Source organism: Polynucleobacter nymphae, assembly GCF_018882155.1.
Taxonomy (GTDB): Bacteria; Pseudomonadota; Gammaproteobacteria; order Burkholderiales; family Burkholderiaceae; genus Polynucleobacter; species Polynucleobacter nymphae.
In genome coordinates this window covers 368,519-384,289 of the sequence record NZ_JACVPA010000002.1, presented here as the reverse complement: position 1 = coordinate 384,289, position 15,771 = coordinate 368,519, and the positions used below count along the sequence as shown (strand labels likewise).

Genomic DNA, 15,771 nt, shown 5'->3' with positions numbered 1-15,771 from the left:
CTCAATTAAATAATCAATAATCTATTTTTGCCATAATGTCGCAAAATGGTGGGATTAGATCCTCAAGACCTTAGAAGATAAGGGAAAACACCCCGGATTTGCTCTATGGCAAACCCTTAAAATAGGTCAAACCTGACAAATTAAGCAGAAAATTATGACAAATATCAAGCAAAACGACCTGATTCAAAGCGTTGCGGATGCCTTTCAGTTCATCTCCTACTACCACCCCAAAGACTTTATTAGCGCTATGGGCAGAGCTTACGAACTTGAACAAGGTGCTGCAGCTAAAGATGCCTTAGCTCAAATCTTGACTAATAGCCGGATGTGCGCTGAAGGCCATCGCCCAATGTGCCAAGACACTGGCATTGCTGTTGTCTTCCTGAAAATTGGTATGAACGTTCAATGGTCTGATGCCACGATGAGCGTTTCCGATATGGTGAATGAAGGTGTTCGTCGCGCCTATCTCAATCCAGAAAATATGCTGCGCGCTTCGGTCTTAGCTGATCCGGCTGGCAAGCGCAAAAATACAGGCGATAACACTCCTGCTGTAATCCATTACGAAATTGTTCCAGGTGATGATGTTGAAGTGATTTGCGCAGCCAAAGGTGGTGGCTCAGAAAATAAAGCCAAGATGGTAATGCTTAATCCCTCGGACTCAATCGTAGATTGGGTAGTGAAAACGGTTCCAACCATGGGTGCGGGTTGGTGCCCTCCTGGCATTTTAGGTATTGGTATTGGCGGCACTCCTGAAAAAGCCATGTTGATGGCAAAAGAATCTTTGATGGGTCCTGTAGATATTCAAGAACTCATTGCGCGTGGTGCCAAGACTCGCGCTGAAGAGCTACGTCTTGAGATTTATGAAAAGGTAAATAAATTAGGTGTCGGTGCACAAGGTCTTGGTGGCTTGACCACGGTACTTGATGTCAAGATCATGGAATACCCAACTCATGCTGCATCCCTGCCAGTAGCTATGATTCCGAACTGTGCAGCTACCCGTCACATTCATTTCCACTTGCATGGTGATGGCCCTGCCAAGTTAGAAAAACCTTCGTTATCGGATTGGCCAGATGTCACTTGGACTCCTGATACTAAAAAATCGAAGCACGTCAACGTTAATACACTCACCCCTGAAGAAGTGGCGAGCTGGAAACCAGGCGATACCTTGTTATTGAACGGCAAGATTTTGACCGGCCGTGATGCTGCTCATAAACGTATACAAGATATGCTAGCTAAAGGCGAAGAATTACCAGTGAGTTTTAAGAATCGCATCATTTATTACGTTGGTCCGGTTGATCCTGTGCGTGATGAAGCAGTTGGTCCTGCGGGCCCCACTACCTCTACTCGGATGGATAAGTTCACCGAGATGATGCTAGCCAAGACGGGTTTGATTTCGATGATTGGTAAAGCTGAGCGTGGCCCAGAAGCGATCGCAGCCATCAAGAAACATAAATCGGCTTATCTGATGGCCGTAGGTGGCGCTGCTTACTTAGTATCTAAGGCAATTCAGTCTGCCAAAGTCGTTGGCTTTGCTGACTTAGGAATGGAAGCGATTTATGAATTTGATGTCAAAGACATGCCGGTCACTGTTGCCGTGAACTCTGAGGGTATCTCGATGCACGATACTGGCCCGAAAGAATGGCAATCCAAAATTGCTGGTATTCCAGTCAAGATTATCTAAGCTAGCACCACATTGGCACTCATCGGGGTTTTTGATTCTGGCGTCGGGGGCTTATCCATATTGGATGAAGCTTTGCGCCAGCTTCCCCAGCATGACTATATTTATCTTGCAGACTCAGCCAATGCTCCCTATGGAGAAAAATCAAGTAACTGGATTGCCGCCCGTAGCCTTGCATTATGTAAACATCTAACAACCCAAGGCTGTGATGCGATTGTGATTGCTTGTAATACTGCTACAGCTGAAGCCATTGCACAGATTCGTGCTGAGCTCAGCATTCCAATCATTGGAGTAGAGCCAGGAATCAAACCAGCAGCAATGCAATCGCAAAATGGCATCGTGGGTGTCTTGGCTACAGAGGCAACCCTGAAGAGTGATAAGTTCAATGCCCTATTAGCTACCCTGCCCGATCAATGTCGCTTCATTAAACAAGCTGGCGCAGGTCTTGTACCCCTCATTGAAGCTGGTAAGGCAGATAGCGAAGAAACGCTAGATCTATTAAGTAAGCATCTTGAACCGATTTTGGATGCTGGTTCAGATACTTTAGTGCTGGGTTGTACACACTACCCTTTTTTGAGAAAATCAATCCGCAAGCTGTTGGGTGACACTATCACCTTAATCGATACTAGTGATGCAGTTGTGAGACAACTCAAGCGACAATTAGAAGCCTTAGATCACAGGTTTGATTCTGGGGAGCGTGGGTCTGTGCTATTGATCAGCAGTAAGGATGAAGCATCACTTCTAGCGATGGCAAAAGATCTGCTATCTATTGATTTAAATTTACATTCGATTGATTGCGCATTCTTAGGCGAAGTGTCATGAGCGCCCTCTTGCAAAGAATAGATTCTCGCCTGCCGTTCACTAAATCAGAACGTATCATTATTGCGATCGTTGTGGCTTTACATATCTTGCCAGCTCTGGAATTCATTCATATGAGCGCACGCCCGACCAAGATAGATGATGATCGGGTCATGGCAAATTTAGTGAGCCCTTCACCCGCCCAAAGCCAAGAGGCACCTGCCGCTCCTAAAGCGCCACCACCCAAACCAAAAGAAGAACCCAAAAAGAAGGTTGAAGAAAAGCCGCCCACTCCTCAACCAAAGCAATCAGACACAGCCCCCAAGCCTTCAGAGGCCAAGAGTGATGCCCAAGCCCAAAATGCTACTGTGGCACCACCCTCAAGCGCTGGTGGAATGAGTGGCACGCCGATTCAGACCGACATTGGTAAACTGGAAGTGCTCTACCAACCTGATGCAGACGCCTACTACCCATCATTCTCAAAACGATCTGGAGAACAAGGTACGGTCGTAGTGCGTTTAATTATTGATCAAACTGGTAACGTTGAAGATGTTGCCCTTTTGCAATCAAGCACCTTCCCAAGGCTTGATCGTGCAGCAAGTGAAATCGGGAGACGCTATCGCTTCAAACCTTTTGTAGTAAATGGTTCACCACAAAGAATTTCCACCAATCTTTTAATTAAATTTAATCTTAAGTAAAAATCATTATGAATACACCATTTGGCATAGCAAATCTCTGGCTTGAAGGCGACTTCATTACCCGCTTTGTGGCTCTCGCGCTACTCACCTGTTCGATCATCACCTGGGTAATTTTACTTACTCGCTTTTGGGAGTTACGCAATCTTCGCAAACTCAAGCCTGAGTTAGATCAATTCTGGCGAGCCACATCTTATGATCAAGGTCTGCAGTCATTTAGCAACCAAGGTCTCAATCCCTTCTATCAACTTGCTAAATCGGCAGCTAGCGCTTCTGCACATCACCAAAATCAAGCACACGATCATCGTGAACTATTGCAAACACTCAATTACTCCGAGTGGATGGCTAGAAGTTTAAAGAACAGTATTGATGGTATTGCTGCAGGCTTTCAGAAAGGGCTTACCTTCCTTGGCTCTACCGGTGCAATCTCACCATTTATTGGTTTGTTTGGCACAGTGTGGGGCATCTATCATGCCCTGATCGCCATTAGTAGCTCAGGTAGCGCGCAGCTAGATCAAGTTGCGGGCCCAATTGGTGAGGCACTCATCATGACCGCCCTAGGTTTGGCAGTAGCGATTCCTGCGGTGCTAGCTTTCAACGCCATTAATCGGGCGAATAAACTCATGGTCGCTGATCTCAATCGCTTTGGTAATGACTTGCTGGCTTACTTTGCCACTGGTGCCCGTATTAAATCTGGAGAATAAGCATGGCTTTTCACATCCAAGACGATCAAAGCGATGACAGCATCATGTCTGAGATCAATATGACACCAATGGTCGATGTCATGTTGGTCTTATTAATTATCTTCATGATCACCCTCCCCGTCATTCAGCAGGCAGTCAAAATTGAACTCCCCAAAGCGAATAGTGTGCGCAATGAGATTAAACCAGAATCAGTGCAACTGACGATTGATGGCAAAGGACAAATCTTTTGGAACAGTACTGCAATTGATTTAAAAACTTTTGATGGCTATGCAGAGAAAGCAGCTCAAAAAGAGCCTCAGCCAGAAATTAATTTGCGGGCTGATAAATCAGTGAAGTATGAGTATGTTGCGCAAGTCCTTGCAGCGTCTAGGCGCGCTGGGCTGACTAAGTTAGGTTTCGTAACTGAGCCTGATTAAGCAATACCAAATATTACTGGGGTTTAAAAGGTATTTTGGCAGGCAAGCAGCTTTCTTCGCTGACGTGAGTGCCATTCCCCAAGGATGCTCCCAAAATACCCCCCTGAATTTTTTCTATTTTCTTTAGCTTACCCGTCACCGGATCAAGAGTAATGTGGGTAGATACGCTACCAGCAGAATAAGTAACACCCATAATGTCCTCAGGCGCAAAGCTTGCCTCTATGACTATAAAAATATTTGGCCTGGCAAGAGTGACACTTTTAACTTCCTGTTTTCCATAAGCATCAGATTGATCTAAATCACGACCATCTAAAAACATTTTTGCCTTTTGAGTTTTTGATGCAAGCGTCAGTTGCATCTCGTATTCCTCAACATAATCCTTCTCAGCTCTTTTGCAATCAAAGAAAATAGATTGTCCCATCACTGGAGTGATTGTGTAATAAAGCAATAACAGGAATATGAAGTAAATTTTTCTCAAGATCTACATGAAGAAGAGATTGAATTGATGGTGCCCGAGGCCGGAATCGAACCGGCACGACTTTTTTGAGTCGGCAGATTTTAAATCTGCTGTGTCTACCGATTTCACCACTCGGGCTCGCACAAACAGAAACTGCTGCGCTAAATAAATCAAGACAAGCGAAATTTTAGCACGCAAGCCCAGAAAGCCTCAGGAATCAAGCCTTGGGCAGACTTGGGGCTTGGGTAGCCAAAAACCACTAAAATATTGCTATGAAATTGAACAGTAAATCAACCGGACTTGGCAAGCTCTTCCGTCTGATTTTTTGGTTTATTACTGGCGCCCTAGTGCTCTGCCTAGTCACCATCACTGCCTATTTATATTCAACGCAGAACTCGCCTTCAGGTAAAAGGATTATTAAAGGCATTGGAGACTCAGTAGTCATTACTTTCGATGGGGCTGATATCCCACATATCAAGACAAACTCACAGGCAGATGCATTATTTGCTTTAGGTTATTTACACGCTACAGAGCGCTCATGGCAAATGGAAATCAATCGCCGCCTTGCTAGCGGTCGCCTCTCCGAAATTTTAGGTAGTGAGAGCGTCAAAATTGATCGCTTCCTTCGGACGCTTGGTATTAAGCGGGCTGCAGAGCGCCAATTTGATCGCTACCCGGTTGCTACAAAGCGCTTGCTACAAGCTTACGCTGATGGCGTGAATACAGGCAATGCTCAATTAGGATGGGCACTTCCTCTTGAATACTTTTTAACAGGATCTAAACCTGGTCATTGGTCTCCAACAGATAGTGTTGCTTGGATGCTGATGATGGCGCTCGATCTTGGCGGCAACTGGGATAAAGAATTACAACGGCTTGAGCTATCCCAATTTCTCACCACGAAGCAAATTTGGGAAGTCTTGCCACCATATGAACCCGGTAAACAAGTCAGTAATATGGATTTTGCCAAGATGTATAAAGATCTCAAGGTATTTAATCCTGCGGCAGGCCCTACTGAAGACAACTATAAAAATCTTCCCTCTACTGAACAAGGCTCGATTGATCTTCCCGGTGGAAAAGAGGGTATTGGGTCAAATAACTGGGCCTTGAGCGGCAAACTCACCTCTAGTGGCAAGCCCCTATTAGCGAACGACCCCCATTTAGGGCTATCAACTCCTGCCGTTTGGTATTTTGCCCATCTCGAAGCACCAGGTATGAATGTCATTGGCGGTAGCCTGCCGGGCATACCAGCGGTTGTCCTTGGAAGGACAGATAAATTTGCCTGGAGCTTTACCAATACCAATCCTGATGTCCAAGATTTATACATTGAGCAGATTGATCCCAGCAATCCTGGGATGTATCGTGGTCCTGATGGCCCCCTACCTTTTAAAGTGCATCAAGAGATTATTGATGTCAAAGGCTCGCCATCCATTACTTTCTTAGTAAAAGAAACCCGCCATGGACCTGTGGTCTCCGACTCTTACTCACGTGCTCAGCGAAGTCTTGATACCAAACGATTTGCTTTGGCACTGCGCTGGACGGCATTAGATGTTGAAAATCAATCTGTGGATGGCCTTTTAGACATGAATCGTGCCAAAGATATAGATTCATTCAAACAAGCGCTACGCAAAAACTATGCGCCAATGCAAAACGTTGTGATGGCAGATACTGAGGGTAATATTACTTATCAGGCAGCAGGTGTTGCACCTAAACGTATTTTGCATCAAGGCCTATATGGTATTGCTCCCGCCCCAGGATGGGAGAAGCAATTTGACTGGAACGGCTATGTTCCTTTTGAGCAATTACCAGCAAGCAGTAACCCAGAGCAAGGGTGGATTGCTACTGCTAATCAAAAAATTATTGCTGCCAATGATCCAAATCCTTTAACTGGTGATTGGGATCTGCCAACGCGCTACGACCGTATTGTTGAGCTCATTAAATCCAGAAATAGCTATGACCTAGATTACATGAAAACCATGCAAGCAGATACGCTATCACTAGGATCCACCCCACTATTAGGCTTATTTAAAGCGAGTAAGCCAAGCCATAAGCTTGCCTCTCAGGTCCAAGAAATGATTCAAAACTTTAATGGTGACATGAAGGTTGATAGCGCTGGTGCTCTGATCTTTAATGCTTGGGCAGATCAACTGACTCGTAACACGTTCTCTCGTTTAAGCTATCTTTTTACGGACAACTACGGTGCACGAAGTTTTCGATACCCATTACTACTTGCATTACAAGACCCCAATAGCCCTTGGTGTGATGACCCTAAAACAAAACAAGTGGAATCATGCCTAGAGTCGTCTAACAATGCTTTTGATAAGGCTTTAGATTATCTGAGTAGTCAATATGGCAATGATCCAAAAAATTGGAGTTGGGGTAAAGCCCATATCGCTGTATCAGAGCATCGCCCACTTAGCAAAATTCCTTTACTCGGTAAGCTCTTCAATATTGCAACACCCTTTCCAGGTGATAGCTATACCGTCAATGTGGCAAGATCTGAACTCCTAAAATCTGAGAACCCCTATGAGACGATGCAGGCTCCTAGCCTGCGCACTATCTATGACTTATCTGATTTAGAAAAATCTCTCTTTATCTATCAGTCTGGCCAGTCAGGCTGGGTACAAAGCAAACTCTATCGCAATATGAATCCTCTCTGGGCCAAGAGCGAATATCTGCCATTGCAGATGAAGCCCGAGAACACTAAACGTCAGCTCGAGCTTGGCAACAAATAAGACCAATAGACTGCTGCAGAACTATCCCTGGGTTTTTGATCATGGACTGCTGGGGTATTCATTCTTGATGATCTATTGTTTAGGCTTGCAGAGCTGCATTGCCCCAATTGCAGCAGTTGGCGCCTCGGGCTCTGCTGCTGCTAGCTCTGCTGGTGGCGCTGTAGCAACTGCTGCCGTTGCCAACCCAGTTACTGCTGCGAGCTTGGCATCTACTGCAGCTACTGGTAAGTCACCTGTCGAGCATGCAGCCTCAGCTGCGACCAAAAAAGATTGTAGCTTTTTCAATCCGCTTTTAGCTAAGCCAATCTGCATCGACATTCCCATCCCGACTGTGACCGATAACAGCGCACCACTATTAGGTCCAGCAGATCAAGTCACTGATGTGGTCAAGCAGTAAATATCAGACTCATTAAACGACTAAGGCCTAACCCCAGGGGCCTCCAGGGGCATTCCTCTGGCTCGCCACATTAAAAAGAGTTCTAGCTGAGCCATTTCAGGGGAACCGTACTCAAACTGCTGCGCTCTTACTCCACTCATGCAATTGCGTAAGCGACGCTGCACAGATCCCAAGGTTTGCCATTCCAAGCGATAGATGGGATAAGCATTTGGGTGGCCTTGCGGTATCAGACTGCCGCCCAACTTTAGGCCCGCCCTATCTTCGTGGCATTGCGCACAAGATAAATTGAGGTGCCCCATTCGCTCCTGAAACCACTGTTGGCCCTTCTTCAATTCCCCTTGATTGGCTGGCGTTTCTTTAACGGCAATCGGCATTCCTTTAGACTGAATGGCAATATAAGCAGTTAACGCCAATAACTCTTTACTCTCATAAGCAAGTGCTGGTTCGCCTTGCGTAGTAGATCGACATTGGTTAATTTGTCCTTCCAGAGTTTGCAGCTTGCCTTTGATCATCTTCGGAAATTGTGTCGCCACACCGCGCATTGATTTTTTGGCCTCGCCATGACAGCTAGCGCAGGCAATATTTTTTGGGCCTGATTTGGTTTGCCATAAGCTTTCGCCCTCTGCAACCCAAAACATTGCCGGGTTGAGAGATGGGTCATCCTGCATGGCTTTATTTTCAGAAGTCATGAGCTCGTAACTGGATTGTTTTTTATTGATAGCTACTTCAGAAGCAGCCGTAGAAGTTGACGCTGCGAATAATATAGAGCAACAGAAAATTGCAAGATGAAAAGAAGTTCCTTTGCGCACAGAACTCTTATGAAACTGTAATACGTGCTTGATGAACAGCTGCATAACCATCATCACCAAGCCATTTGAACTCCAGAGTTCCTGATTCCGTTGCAATAGTAGTGAAGATGATTAATGGATTAGCTCCTATACCAGGATAGAAGTCAGCCTTGAATACCTCAACTTCGTTATAGCTACAAGTAAAGACACGAATAATATCCCTTGGTATTAATTTACCGGATTCGGTATAACGAAATCCTGATTCCATATCATGCTGAACAATCGCTCGGATCTCAATAATGGAATTCTTCTTTGCAGTAGCTGGTACTGTAACTTGGGTGCGTGATGTCTTACTCATACCATCTCCGTACAAGCAGATAAGGTTACTAAAGTTTCTGCTGAGCCTTGCCAAAAGCTGCCATTACTCATTTGCACAATAGCCCAAACTCGCTGACTATCTGCTAAACGCACTCGGGTAGTGATGTTGGCAGTACCAGAACGTGGCGTTAGGTAAGCAGTAAAAATATTCGGCAATGGGTTGCCTTCTGCAATCACATGAATGGCCTTCACATAATCAGCAGCAGTCATAGGGCTGTCTACACTCACCTTTAAAACTACGAGATTGCCGTTTTCGACCAAAGGTGGGATGGTTAAAGTAACTCGCCCTTCCTGAATTTTTGCACCATCAGTAATTTGTTTAATAAGCTCGTCTGCCTCTTCCTTTTTAGCCAGCGCTATTGAAGGTATGAAGTAAGCGCCCAAGGCTAACAGGGTAAGCTTTTGTAGTTGTTGCATCCATGTACGGCGACGCATTTTTTGAGGGCTATCAAATTTCATGTTCATAATCAATTTTACTTATTCAAACTTACTAGAAAGGCCACAACATCTTCGATTTCTTGACCATTAAGTATCGTTTGTCCTGCAAATTTTGGTGCAACCCGATTGAGATGTCCAGTTTTGTAATAGGCCGGCATGATCGTGCTGGGATTAAAGTAACTGGCATCCACAATCCGCGCCCTTAACTGCGGTGCTGACAGACGAGCAACGCTGACACTGAGTTCGGGCGCTAGGTTTCCCTGAAACCGCTCTTCTGGAAATGGGCCGTTGTGGCACAAGAGGCACAAACCCGTTTGACGACTGGCAACAATTGCCCTACCTCGGGTTGGATCACCTGGCGTAGAAGAAAGGGATTCAAAAATCGAATCCCCTACAATCGTTTGGGCGCTTGCAAGGCTGAGGTTGAGGAAGACTAGCAATAGAGTCGCTAGTACATACCTCATTCTCATCGGTGCAATTTCACAAAAGCGCTTTAAACCAGCTTAATGCCACTGTTTTTCAATGGCACTGTGCGCAAACGTTTACCAGTTGCTCGATAAAACGCATTGAGTACCGCTGGCGCTGCAACCGCAATCGTTGGCTCACCTACACCGCCCCACTCTTTACCGCCGCCTTGGATAACAATGGTTTCAACCGGAGGCATTTGATACAGGCGAATTGAGCCAAAGGTATCAAAGTTCTTTTGTACTACTGCACCTTTTTCGATGGTGATCTCTTCCTCGAATAGTGCAGATAGGCCATAAACAAATGAGCCAGATACCTGACGAGCTACTTGGGCTGGATTGACAACATAACCCGGATCGGTAGCTGCAACAAAGCGATGAATCTTCACTTCATTGCCATTCTTGACTGATAGCTCGCAAGCTGCTGCCACATAGCTACCGAAAGAGCGCATTTGCGCCACGCCACGGAATACGCCAGGTGCAGCAGGCTTAGTCCAGCCAATACCATCCGCTACCGCATTGAGAACTGCAATGGCGCGTGGGTGTTTGCCCATATGTTGGCGGCGGAACTCTACCGCATCCATACCAGTTGCCTCAGCCATCTCATCCATAAAGGTTTCGATGAAAACCGCGTTTTGGTTCACGTTCACGCCCCGCCAAAATCCTGGTGGGACATGAGTATTCCGCATTGCATGATCTATCGTGATATGTGGGAAGTTATAGGTAAAGCCATGCTCACCGCTGTCCTCAAGACCTTGGAAGCTCAGAGGATCTTTACCTTTGTTTGCTGCAACTACCGCAGGGCGAACTGCAGCCAAAATAGATTGGCCAGATAAACGCATATTGATGCCAGTAATCTTCTTATTGCTATCAATGCCTGCTGTTAACTTACACATCATGACGGGATGGTAACGACCTTGCGTCATATCCTCTTCGCGAGTCCAGATCAATTTGATATGAGTGCCTGGTATCTGCTTAGCAATATTCACCGCTTGAGTGGTGTAGTCCTGGAATGCGCCACGACGACCAAAGCCACCGCCAAGATTGACTTTAAAGACATTGCATTTTTCAGCAGGCAAACCAGAAGCCGCAATCACCGCAGCTAAGGAAGCTTCACCATCTTGAGTTGGTACCCATGCATCACAAGAGTCTGCCGTCCACTTTGCAGTAGCAGTTTGGGGCTCTAAGGTAGCGTGGTTTAAGAATGGATAGAAGTAAGTAGCCTCAATTTTTTTAGATGCGCCTGAAATACCAGCTTTAGAATCACCACTTGTGTTGTGAACAAATGAATCTGGATGCTCAAGACCCTCTTCCAACATCTTTTTAATAGAAGCGCTTGAAACATTTATATTTGCGCCGTTATCCCAAGTGATATTGACTTGCTCCATTCCCATTTTGGCCTGCCAGAAAGTATCTGCTACTACAGCTACTGCCGTATCGCCTACCTGAACTACTTTCTTAACACCCTTCATGCTGAGGGCTTTGGTGGCGTCATAACTCTTCACCTTGCCACCAAATACGGGAGACTCATTAATAGTTGCAACCAGCATGCCGGGGAACTTCAGATCAATTGCGTAGATCTGCTTACCAGTAACTTTGTCAGCAACACCATCAATTCGATTAACCGATTTTCCAATGAGCTGCCAATCTTTAGGATCTTTCAACGGAGCATCTTTGGGTACTTCTAACTGGGATGCGGCAACAGATACCTTACCGAAGCTAGTTTTGCGACCAGACGGTGTATGCGTAATGATGCTATTTTTTGCTACACACTCAGAAGCTGGCACCTTCCATTGGTTTGCTGCTGCTTGTACTAGCATCATGCGTGCAGCTGCACCGCCCTTACGAACATATTGCTCGGAAGTCCGAATGCCGCGACTACCGCCAGTAGAGTAACTTCCCCAAACTTTATTCCGTTTAAGATTTTCTGCTGGCGATGGATAGTCATAGGAAACCTTCGTCCAATCACACTCTAATTCTTCGGCAACCATTTGTGCCAAACCAGTAATCGTCCCTTGACCCATTTCTGAGCGAACAATGCGAACCACGACATCATCATTTGGTTTAATTACTACCCACACACCAATTTCTGGTGAGGCAAGTGGCGTCATTGCTGTTGTGCCAGTGCCCATCGCAGCCTTGGCTTCAGACATCAGTGAAAAATCAAAGCCAATAGCTAGGCCAGTAGCAATTGCGCTAGAGCCAACGATAAAGTGGCGACGGGAAGTATTTGTATTTGTAGTCATTTGTATCCCCTTATGCCTTGCTTACAGCATGAATCGCTGCACGAACTTCTTGGAAGGTGCCACAGCGGCAGATATTGGTAACAGCCGCATCAATTTGTGCATCGCTTGGTTTAGGATTATTGCGAAGCAGCGCAGTGGTTGCCATCACCATGCCAGATTGGCAGTAGCCGCACTGAGGCACTTGGTTATCAACCCATGCTTTTTGTACTTTAGAGAGTTGGCCGTTCTTTTCCAAACTTTCAATGGTCTCAATTTTTTTACCTAAAGCTGCAGAAACTGGCAAGGAACAACTCCGGATCGCCTGACCATCAAATAGAACAGTACAAGCCCCACAGACGCCAATACCGCAACCATATTTGGTGCCGGTCAAGCCAATCTGTTCACGAATCACCCACAGCAATGGGGTACTTGGATCAACGTCCACCTGATATTTCTTGCCATTGACATTTAACTCAGCCATGAGTGTTCTCCTCTAGTTTTTCTTGTATTGAGGGCTTTTTGCAAAGCCCCTGTTTATGTAGTGCCTATATTAAAACAAGAATCAATTTATTGCTATGCAACAAAAAACTTGCCCTGTAAGATCAAGCCATGATCTCTGGCCTTGTTCAAATACTGCTCTTCCAAAGTATTGGTGAACTTGTTTCTAAATTTCTCTTGCCAACCTTGCCTGGCCCAGTGATAGGCCTAGTTCTTCTCGTTCTATGGCTTGTCCTGCGTAAGGAGCTTAATGCTGAGCTGGCGCTAGTTGCCGACGGCTTTAGCCAATACTTAGGCCTGCTCTTTGTCCCTGCCGCTGTTGGTGTAGTACTTTTTGTTCCACAACTCCAGGCCAATGCATTGGCAATCGTCAGCGCTCTCGTGGGAAGCGTTATTTTGACCATTGGGTCTAGCGCTTTAGTGGTGCGCTTTTTGAGCAAAAAAGATACTCATGAATGAAAAGCATTCCATTGTAGAAATTTGGGTCTATTTATCCGGCAGCCCTCTCTTTGCTCTCTTTATTACTTTGGCCGCCTATCAGCTTGGACTCAATATTTATAAGTATGCCAAGCAAAATCCATTAGCCAATCCGGTTGCTATTGCCATCATCCTAGTTGCCAGCACTATTCAATTGATAGAGATGCCCTACTCAACCTACTTTGAAGGTGCGCAGTTCATTCACTTTTTACTGGGCTCAGCAACCGTTTCTTTGGCTATTCCAATCTATCGCGGGCTTGCTAGCTTAAAAGGTCGCTCTATTCCGCTGATTTTTTCTTTGGCTACTGGAATTCTAGTTTCCATCGTCAGCGCGGTTGGCATCGCTAGTTTGTTCGGCGCCGACTCTAACATCACCGGGGCACTGTACCCAAAATCTGTGACAGCACCAATCGCTATGGGAATTGCAGAGCGGATTGGAGTATCGCCAACCCTGACTGCAATCTTTGCAGTCAGCACTGGAGTTCTGGGGGCAATCTTAGCGCCCTTTGTTTTAAACGTATTGGGTATGAAGGCTTGGTGGCAAAGAGGTTTTGCGATTGGTATTGCCGCTCACGGAATTGGCACCTCACGGGCATTTAGCATTCATCCTGAAGCGGGAACATACGCAAGCCTAGCGATGGGTATGAACGGCGTCATTAGCGCTGTGGCAATACCAGTGATCTATCACTTATTTAATTAGTGATTCACTAGGGGTATTACTCCGCTTTGCCGATAGCAGCTTTCACAATCGGTGCGAATCGAATCAAGTCGCCTTGTATTTGTTCACCAAATTTTTCAGGGGTGCCAGGAGATGGGGTGATACCCATCGCTAAAAGCTTGGCCTTACCTTCTGGTGAATTCAAAATCTCATTTAAGGCTTGGTTTAATTTAGCAATGATCGGTTTGGGTGTTTTTGCTGGAGCCAACAAACCAACCCAATCATCAATCACAAAGTCTTTAACGCCACTTTCAATAAAGGTTGGGACGTCTGGCATGCTTGAGCTTCTTTTTGCGCTTGATACCGCAATCGCTTTAATCCGCCCAGAATTCACATATTGATTTGCTCCAGCAACTGCTGTGTAAACCAAGGGGATATTGCCGCCCAATAAATCAAGCAAGGCTTGGCCTCCCCCTTTATAGGGAACGTGAACCAGATTGGCGCCCGTTTTTTGCTTTAACAACTCACCAGCAATATGAGGCGTTCCGCCAGAGCCAGAGGTTCCATAAGACAGGCCATTAGGATCTTTTTTGGAGATCGCAATCAAATCCGCCAGAGTCTTACCTTGAAAATCATTATTGGCTACGATGATCAAAATAGCATCACCAATTTTTCCGATAGGCGCAAAGTCTTTCACGCTATCAAAAGGAACTTTTTCTGAAAGTGATGGATTAATGGATAAGGTGCCTGCATAACCTAATAACAAGGTATATCCATCAGGCTCTGCCGTAGCAACCATTTGAGAGCCAATATTTCCAGAAGCTCCTGGCTTGTTATCAGAAATCACCTGTTGACCCAACTTCAAGGTCAACTGCTCTGCAATAAATCGCCCTGAGGTATCAGTGACACCGCCTGGTGTAAATGGAATGATTAAACGAATTGGTCGATTGGGGTAATTGGTTTGCGCATGACTTAGCGGTGCTAATAAGATCAAACCCATCAGCAGGCTCTGCAACACATGATGAAATACTCTCATATCAACCCCTTTAATTAGTTTCTACGAAACGCTTTTCAAACTCCCATACATCTTCAAAACCCATCAATTTAGATAACTCTCCAAAATCATATAACTCCACTGGATTCTGAACTGAAGAACCCGAGCTTTTGAAATGCTCATACACCTGAGTCATCGCCTGAACAGAAGCCAGTAATGCTGTCACAGGAAAGATCGCAATTTTGTATCCTAACTGTTCTAGCTCTGTTTTTGTAAGTACAGGGGTGCGACCTTTTTCAACCATATTAGCTATCAAAGGATGATTCGGAAAGGCTTTACCAATCTGCATCATCTCTTCCTGAGTCTCTGGAGATTCAATAAATAAAATATCAGCTCCAGCACGAGCATAGGCTTCTCCGCGCTTAAGTGCTTCATCCAATCCTAAAGTAGTCCTTGCATCCGTTCTAGCAATAATCTTGAAATGAGGGTCTGTGCGTGATGCAACCGCCACCTCGATTTTTTTAACCATGTCTTTCATTGGAATTACTCTGCGGCCAGGAGTGTGCCCACATTTTTTTGGAAACTCCTGATCTTCAAGCTGAATTGCAACAGCTCCCGCAGCTTCATATCCACGAACTGTGTGCCTTACATTTAGTAAGCCACCATATCCAGTATCACCATCAGCAATCAAGGGTGTCTTTGCCATGCCGGCCATTGCACTCACTCTGCCAATCATCTCGGTATAAGTTGCTAAACCAGCATCTGGCAGACCTAACAAGGAAGCGACTGTGCCATAACCAGTCATATAGAGGGCATCAAAGTTCATGCGATCTGCTAGGCGTAATGACACCATCTCATATACGCCAGGAGCAACAATTAAACCTGGCTGGGAAAGTCGCTGGTTAAATAATGTTCTGTGGGAAGTCATCACTGTCCTAACAATATATATTGACTATGAACTCATTTTCTTCACAGCA

At 45.5% G+C, this 15,771-nt stretch carries 18 protein-coding genes and 1 tRNA gene; 9 read left to right on the top strand and 10 right to left on the bottom strand.

The features are described from left to right. Positions 1 to 154 precede the first annotated feature (154 nt). Genes ICN29_RS10410 through ICN29_RS10390 form a run of 5 tightly spaced genes read left to right on the top strand, consistent with a single transcriptional unit; the run spans position 155 to position 4,288 of the window. Positions 155 to 1,678, top strand: a complete 1,524-nt coding sequence (locus ICN29_RS10410; protein ID WP_216132916.1) for a fumarate hydratase — start codon at positions 155 to 157, stop codon at positions 1,676 to 1,678. Between the two features lie 12 nt (positions 1,679 to 1,690). Continuing rightward, positions 1,691 to 2,497, top strand: coding sequence for a glutamate racemase (gene murI / locus ICN29_RS10405; RefSeq protein WP_216132914.1), 807 nt, complete (start codon positions 1,691 to 1,693; stop codon positions 2,495 to 2,497). Further along, positions 2,494 to 3,171 carry an energy transducer TonB gene (locus ICN29_RS10400; protein ID WP_216132912.1) on the top strand — a complete coding sequence of 226 codons (678 nt, stop codon included), beginning with the start codon at positions 2,494 to 2,496 and terminating at the stop codon, positions 3,169 to 3,171. Before murI ends, ICN29_RS10400 begins: the two co-directional genes overlap by 4 nt. Before the next feature lie 8 nt (positions 3,172 to 3,179). Next, positions 3,180 to 3,872: a MotA/TolQ/ExbB proton channel family protein gene (locus ICN29_RS10395; protein ID WP_216132910.1), complete on the top strand. Its 693-nt coding sequence runs from the start codon at positions 3,180 to 3,182 to the stop codon at positions 3,870 to 3,872. Between the two features lie 2 nt (positions 3,873 to 3,874). Continuing rightward, a complete protein-coding gene (locus ICN29_RS10390) occupies positions 3,875 to 4,288 on the top strand; it encodes an ExbD/TolR family protein (protein ID WP_216132908.1) in 414 nt (137 codons plus the stop codon). Positions 4,289 to 4,301: 13 nt separating this feature from the next. Here the strand turns inward: ICN29_RS10390 and ICN29_RS10385 are convergent, their stop codons facing one another. Together ICN29_RS10385 and ICN29_RS10380 are read right to left on the bottom strand one after the other, a co-directional pair. Next, positions 4,302 to 4,709, bottom strand: a complete 408-nt coding sequence (locus ICN29_RS10385) for a hypothetical protein (protein ID WP_216861529.1) — start codon at positions 4,707 to 4,709, stop codon at positions 4,302 to 4,304. An 85-nt stretch (positions 4,710 to 4,794) separates the two neighbouring features. Then, positions 4,795 to 4,883, bottom strand: a tRNA-Leu gene (locus tag ICN29_RS10380). A gap of 134 nt (positions 4,884 to 5,017) precedes the next feature. On the opposite strand from ICN29_RS10380, the gene ICN29_RS10375 reads away from it, so the two are divergent. Both ICN29_RS10375 and ICN29_RS10370 read left to right on the top strand, forming a co-directional pair. Beyond that, a complete protein-coding gene (locus tag ICN29_RS10375) occupies positions 5,018 to 7,477 on the top strand; it encodes a penicillin acylase family protein (protein ID WP_216132906.1) in 2,460 nt (819 codons plus the stop codon). 67 nt (positions 7,478 to 7,544) lie between these two features. Next, positions 7,545 to 7,874, top strand: coding sequence for a hypothetical protein (locus ICN29_RS10370; protein ID WP_216132904.1), 330 nt, complete (start codon positions 7,545 to 7,547; stop codon positions 7,872 to 7,874). Between the two features lie 20 nt (positions 7,875 to 7,894). Here the strand turns inward: ICN29_RS10370 and soxA are convergent, their stop codons facing one another. Genes soxA through ICN29_RS10340 form a run of 6 tightly spaced genes read right to left on the bottom strand, consistent with a single transcriptional unit; the run spans position 7,895 to position 12,648 of the window. Then, positions 7,895 to 8,728, bottom strand: a complete 834-nt coding sequence (soxA, locus tag ICN29_RS10365; protein WP_216132902.1) for a sulfur oxidation c-type cytochrome SoxA — start codon at positions 8,726 to 8,728, stop codon at positions 7,895 to 7,897. Next, positions 8,691 to 9,020 carry a thiosulfate oxidation carrier complex protein SoxZ gene (locus ICN29_RS10360; RefSeq protein ID WP_216132900.1) on the bottom strand — a complete coding sequence of 110 codons (330 nt, stop codon included), beginning with the start codon at positions 9,018 to 9,020 and terminating at the stop codon, positions 8,691 to 8,693. Before ICN29_RS10360 ends, soxA begins: the two co-directional genes overlap by 38 nt. Further along, positions 9,017 to 9,499: a SoxY-related AACIE arm protein gene (locus tag ICN29_RS10355; protein ID WP_216132898.1), complete on the bottom strand. Its 483-nt coding sequence runs from the start codon at positions 9,497 to 9,499 to the stop codon at positions 9,017 to 9,019. The genes ICN29_RS10360 and ICN29_RS10355 overlap by 4 nt, the downstream gene beginning before the upstream one ends. 14 nt (positions 9,500 to 9,513) lie before the next feature. Then, positions 9,514 to 9,942, bottom strand: a complete 429-nt coding sequence (gene soxX, locus ICN29_RS10350) for a sulfur oxidation c-type cytochrome SoxX (protein ID WP_255538174.1) — start codon at positions 9,940 to 9,942, stop codon at positions 9,514 to 9,516. 29 nt (positions 9,943 to 9,971) lie between these two features. Then, positions 9,972 to 12,188 carry a xanthine dehydrogenase family protein molybdopterin-binding subunit gene (locus tag ICN29_RS10345; RefSeq protein ID WP_216132894.1) on the bottom strand — a complete coding sequence of 739 codons (2,217 nt, stop codon included), beginning with the start codon at positions 12,186 to 12,188 and terminating at the stop codon, positions 9,972 to 9,974. Positions 12,189 to 12,198: 10 nt separating this feature from the next. Then, complete coding sequence (locus tag ICN29_RS10340) at positions 12,199 to 12,648, bottom strand: (2Fe-2S)-binding protein (protein WP_216132892.1); 450 nt, start codon at positions 12,646 to 12,648, stop codon at positions 12,199 to 12,201. Between the two features lie 128 nt (positions 12,649 to 12,776). On the opposite strand from ICN29_RS10340, the gene ICN29_RS10335 reads away from it, so the two are divergent. Then, positions 12,777 to 13,124 carry a CidA/LrgA family protein gene (locus tag ICN29_RS10335; RefSeq protein ID WP_216132890.1) on the top strand — a complete coding sequence of 116 codons (348 nt, stop codon included), beginning with the start codon at positions 12,777 to 12,779 and terminating at the stop codon, positions 13,122 to 13,124. After that, positions 13,117 to 13,842, top strand: coding sequence for an LrgB family protein (locus tag ICN29_RS10330; RefSeq protein WP_216132888.1), 726 nt, complete (start codon positions 13,117 to 13,119; stop codon positions 13,840 to 13,842). Before ICN29_RS10335 ends, ICN29_RS10330 begins: the two co-directional genes overlap by 8 nt. A gap of 16 nt (positions 13,843 to 13,858) precedes the next feature. On the opposite strand, the gene ICN29_RS10325 is transcribed toward ICN29_RS10330, so the two are convergent. Further along, positions 13,859 to 14,836: a Bug family tripartite tricarboxylate transporter substrate binding protein gene (locus tag ICN29_RS10325; protein WP_216132887.1), complete on the bottom strand. Its 978-nt coding sequence runs from the start codon at positions 14,834 to 14,836 to the stop codon at positions 13,859 to 13,861. A gap of 10 nt (positions 14,837 to 14,846) precedes the next feature. Beyond that, positions 14,847 to 15,722, bottom strand: a complete 876-nt coding sequence (locus ICN29_RS10320; RefSeq protein ID WP_216132885.1) for an isocitrate lyase/PEP mutase family protein — start codon at positions 15,720 to 15,722, stop codon at positions 14,847 to 14,849. Positions 15,723 to 15,771 lie beyond the last annotated feature (49 nt).

Bases quoted from the DNA above. Each gene is read 5' to 3' on its own strand.
- ICN29_RS10395 (WP_216132910.1), top strand. From the start codon at position 3,180: ATGAATACACCATTTGGCATAGCAAATCTCTGGCTTGAAGGCGACTTC.
- ICN29_RS10325 (WP_216132887.1), bottom strand. From the start codon at position 14,836: ATGAGAGTATTTCATCATGTGTTGCAGAGCCTGCTGATGGGTTTGATC.
- ICN29_RS10320 (WP_216132885.1), bottom strand. From the start codon at position 15,722: ATGACTTCCCACAGAACATTATTTAACCAGCGACTTTCCCAGCCAGGT.
- soxA (WP_216132902.1), bottom strand. From the start codon at position 8,728: ATGCAGCTGTTCATCAAGCACGTATTACAGTTTCATAAGAGTTCTGTG.
- ICN29_RS10360 (WP_216132900.1), bottom strand. From the start codon at position 9,020: ATGAGTAAGACATCACGCACCCAAGTTACAGTACCAGCTACTGCAAAG.
- ICN29_RS10385 (WP_216861529.1), bottom strand. From the start codon at position 4,709: ATGGGACAATCTATTTTCTTTGATTGCAAAAGAGCTGAGAAGGATTAT.
- ICN29_RS10390 (WP_216132908.1), top strand. From the start codon at position 3,875: ATGGCTTTTCACATCCAAGACGATCAAAGCGATGACAGCATCATGTCT.
- ICN29_RS10355 (WP_216132898.1), bottom strand. From the start codon at position 9,499: ATGAAATTTGATAGCCCTCAAAAAATGCGTCGCCGTACATGGATGCAA.
- ICN29_RS10400 (WP_216132912.1), top strand. From the start codon at position 2,494: ATGAGCGCCCTCTTGCAAAGAATAGATTCTCGCCTGCCGTTCACTAAA.
- ICN29_RS10340 (WP_216132892.1), bottom strand. From the start codon at position 12,648: ATGGCTGAGTTAAATGTCAATGGCAAGAAATATCAGGTGGACGTTGAT.
- ICN29_RS10370 (WP_216132904.1), top strand. From the start codon at position 7,545: ATGATCTATTGTTTAGGCTTGCAGAGCTGCATTGCCCCAATTGCAGCA.
- ICN29_RS10375 (WP_216132906.1), top strand. From the start codon at position 5,018: ATGAAATTGAACAGTAAATCAACCGGACTTGGCAAGCTCTTCCGTCTG.
- ICN29_RS10330 (WP_216132888.1), top strand. From the start codon at position 13,117: ATGAATGAAAAGCATTCCATTGTAGAAATTTGGGTCTATTTATCCGGC.
- soxX (WP_255538174.1), bottom strand. From the start codon at position 9,942: ATGAGGTATGTACTAGCGACTCTATTGCTAGTCTTCCTCAACCTCAGC.
- ICN29_RS10345 (WP_216132894.1), bottom strand. From the start codon at position 12,188: ATGACTACAAATACAAATACTTCCCGTCGCCACTTTATCGTTGGCTCT.
- ICN29_RS10410 (WP_216132916.1), top strand. From the start codon at position 155: ATGACAAATATCAAGCAAAACGACCTGATTCAAAGCGTTGCGGATGCC.
- ICN29_RS10335 (WP_216132890.1), top strand. From the start codon at position 12,777: ATGATCTCTGGCCTTGTTCAAATACTGCTCTTCCAAAGTATTGGTGAA.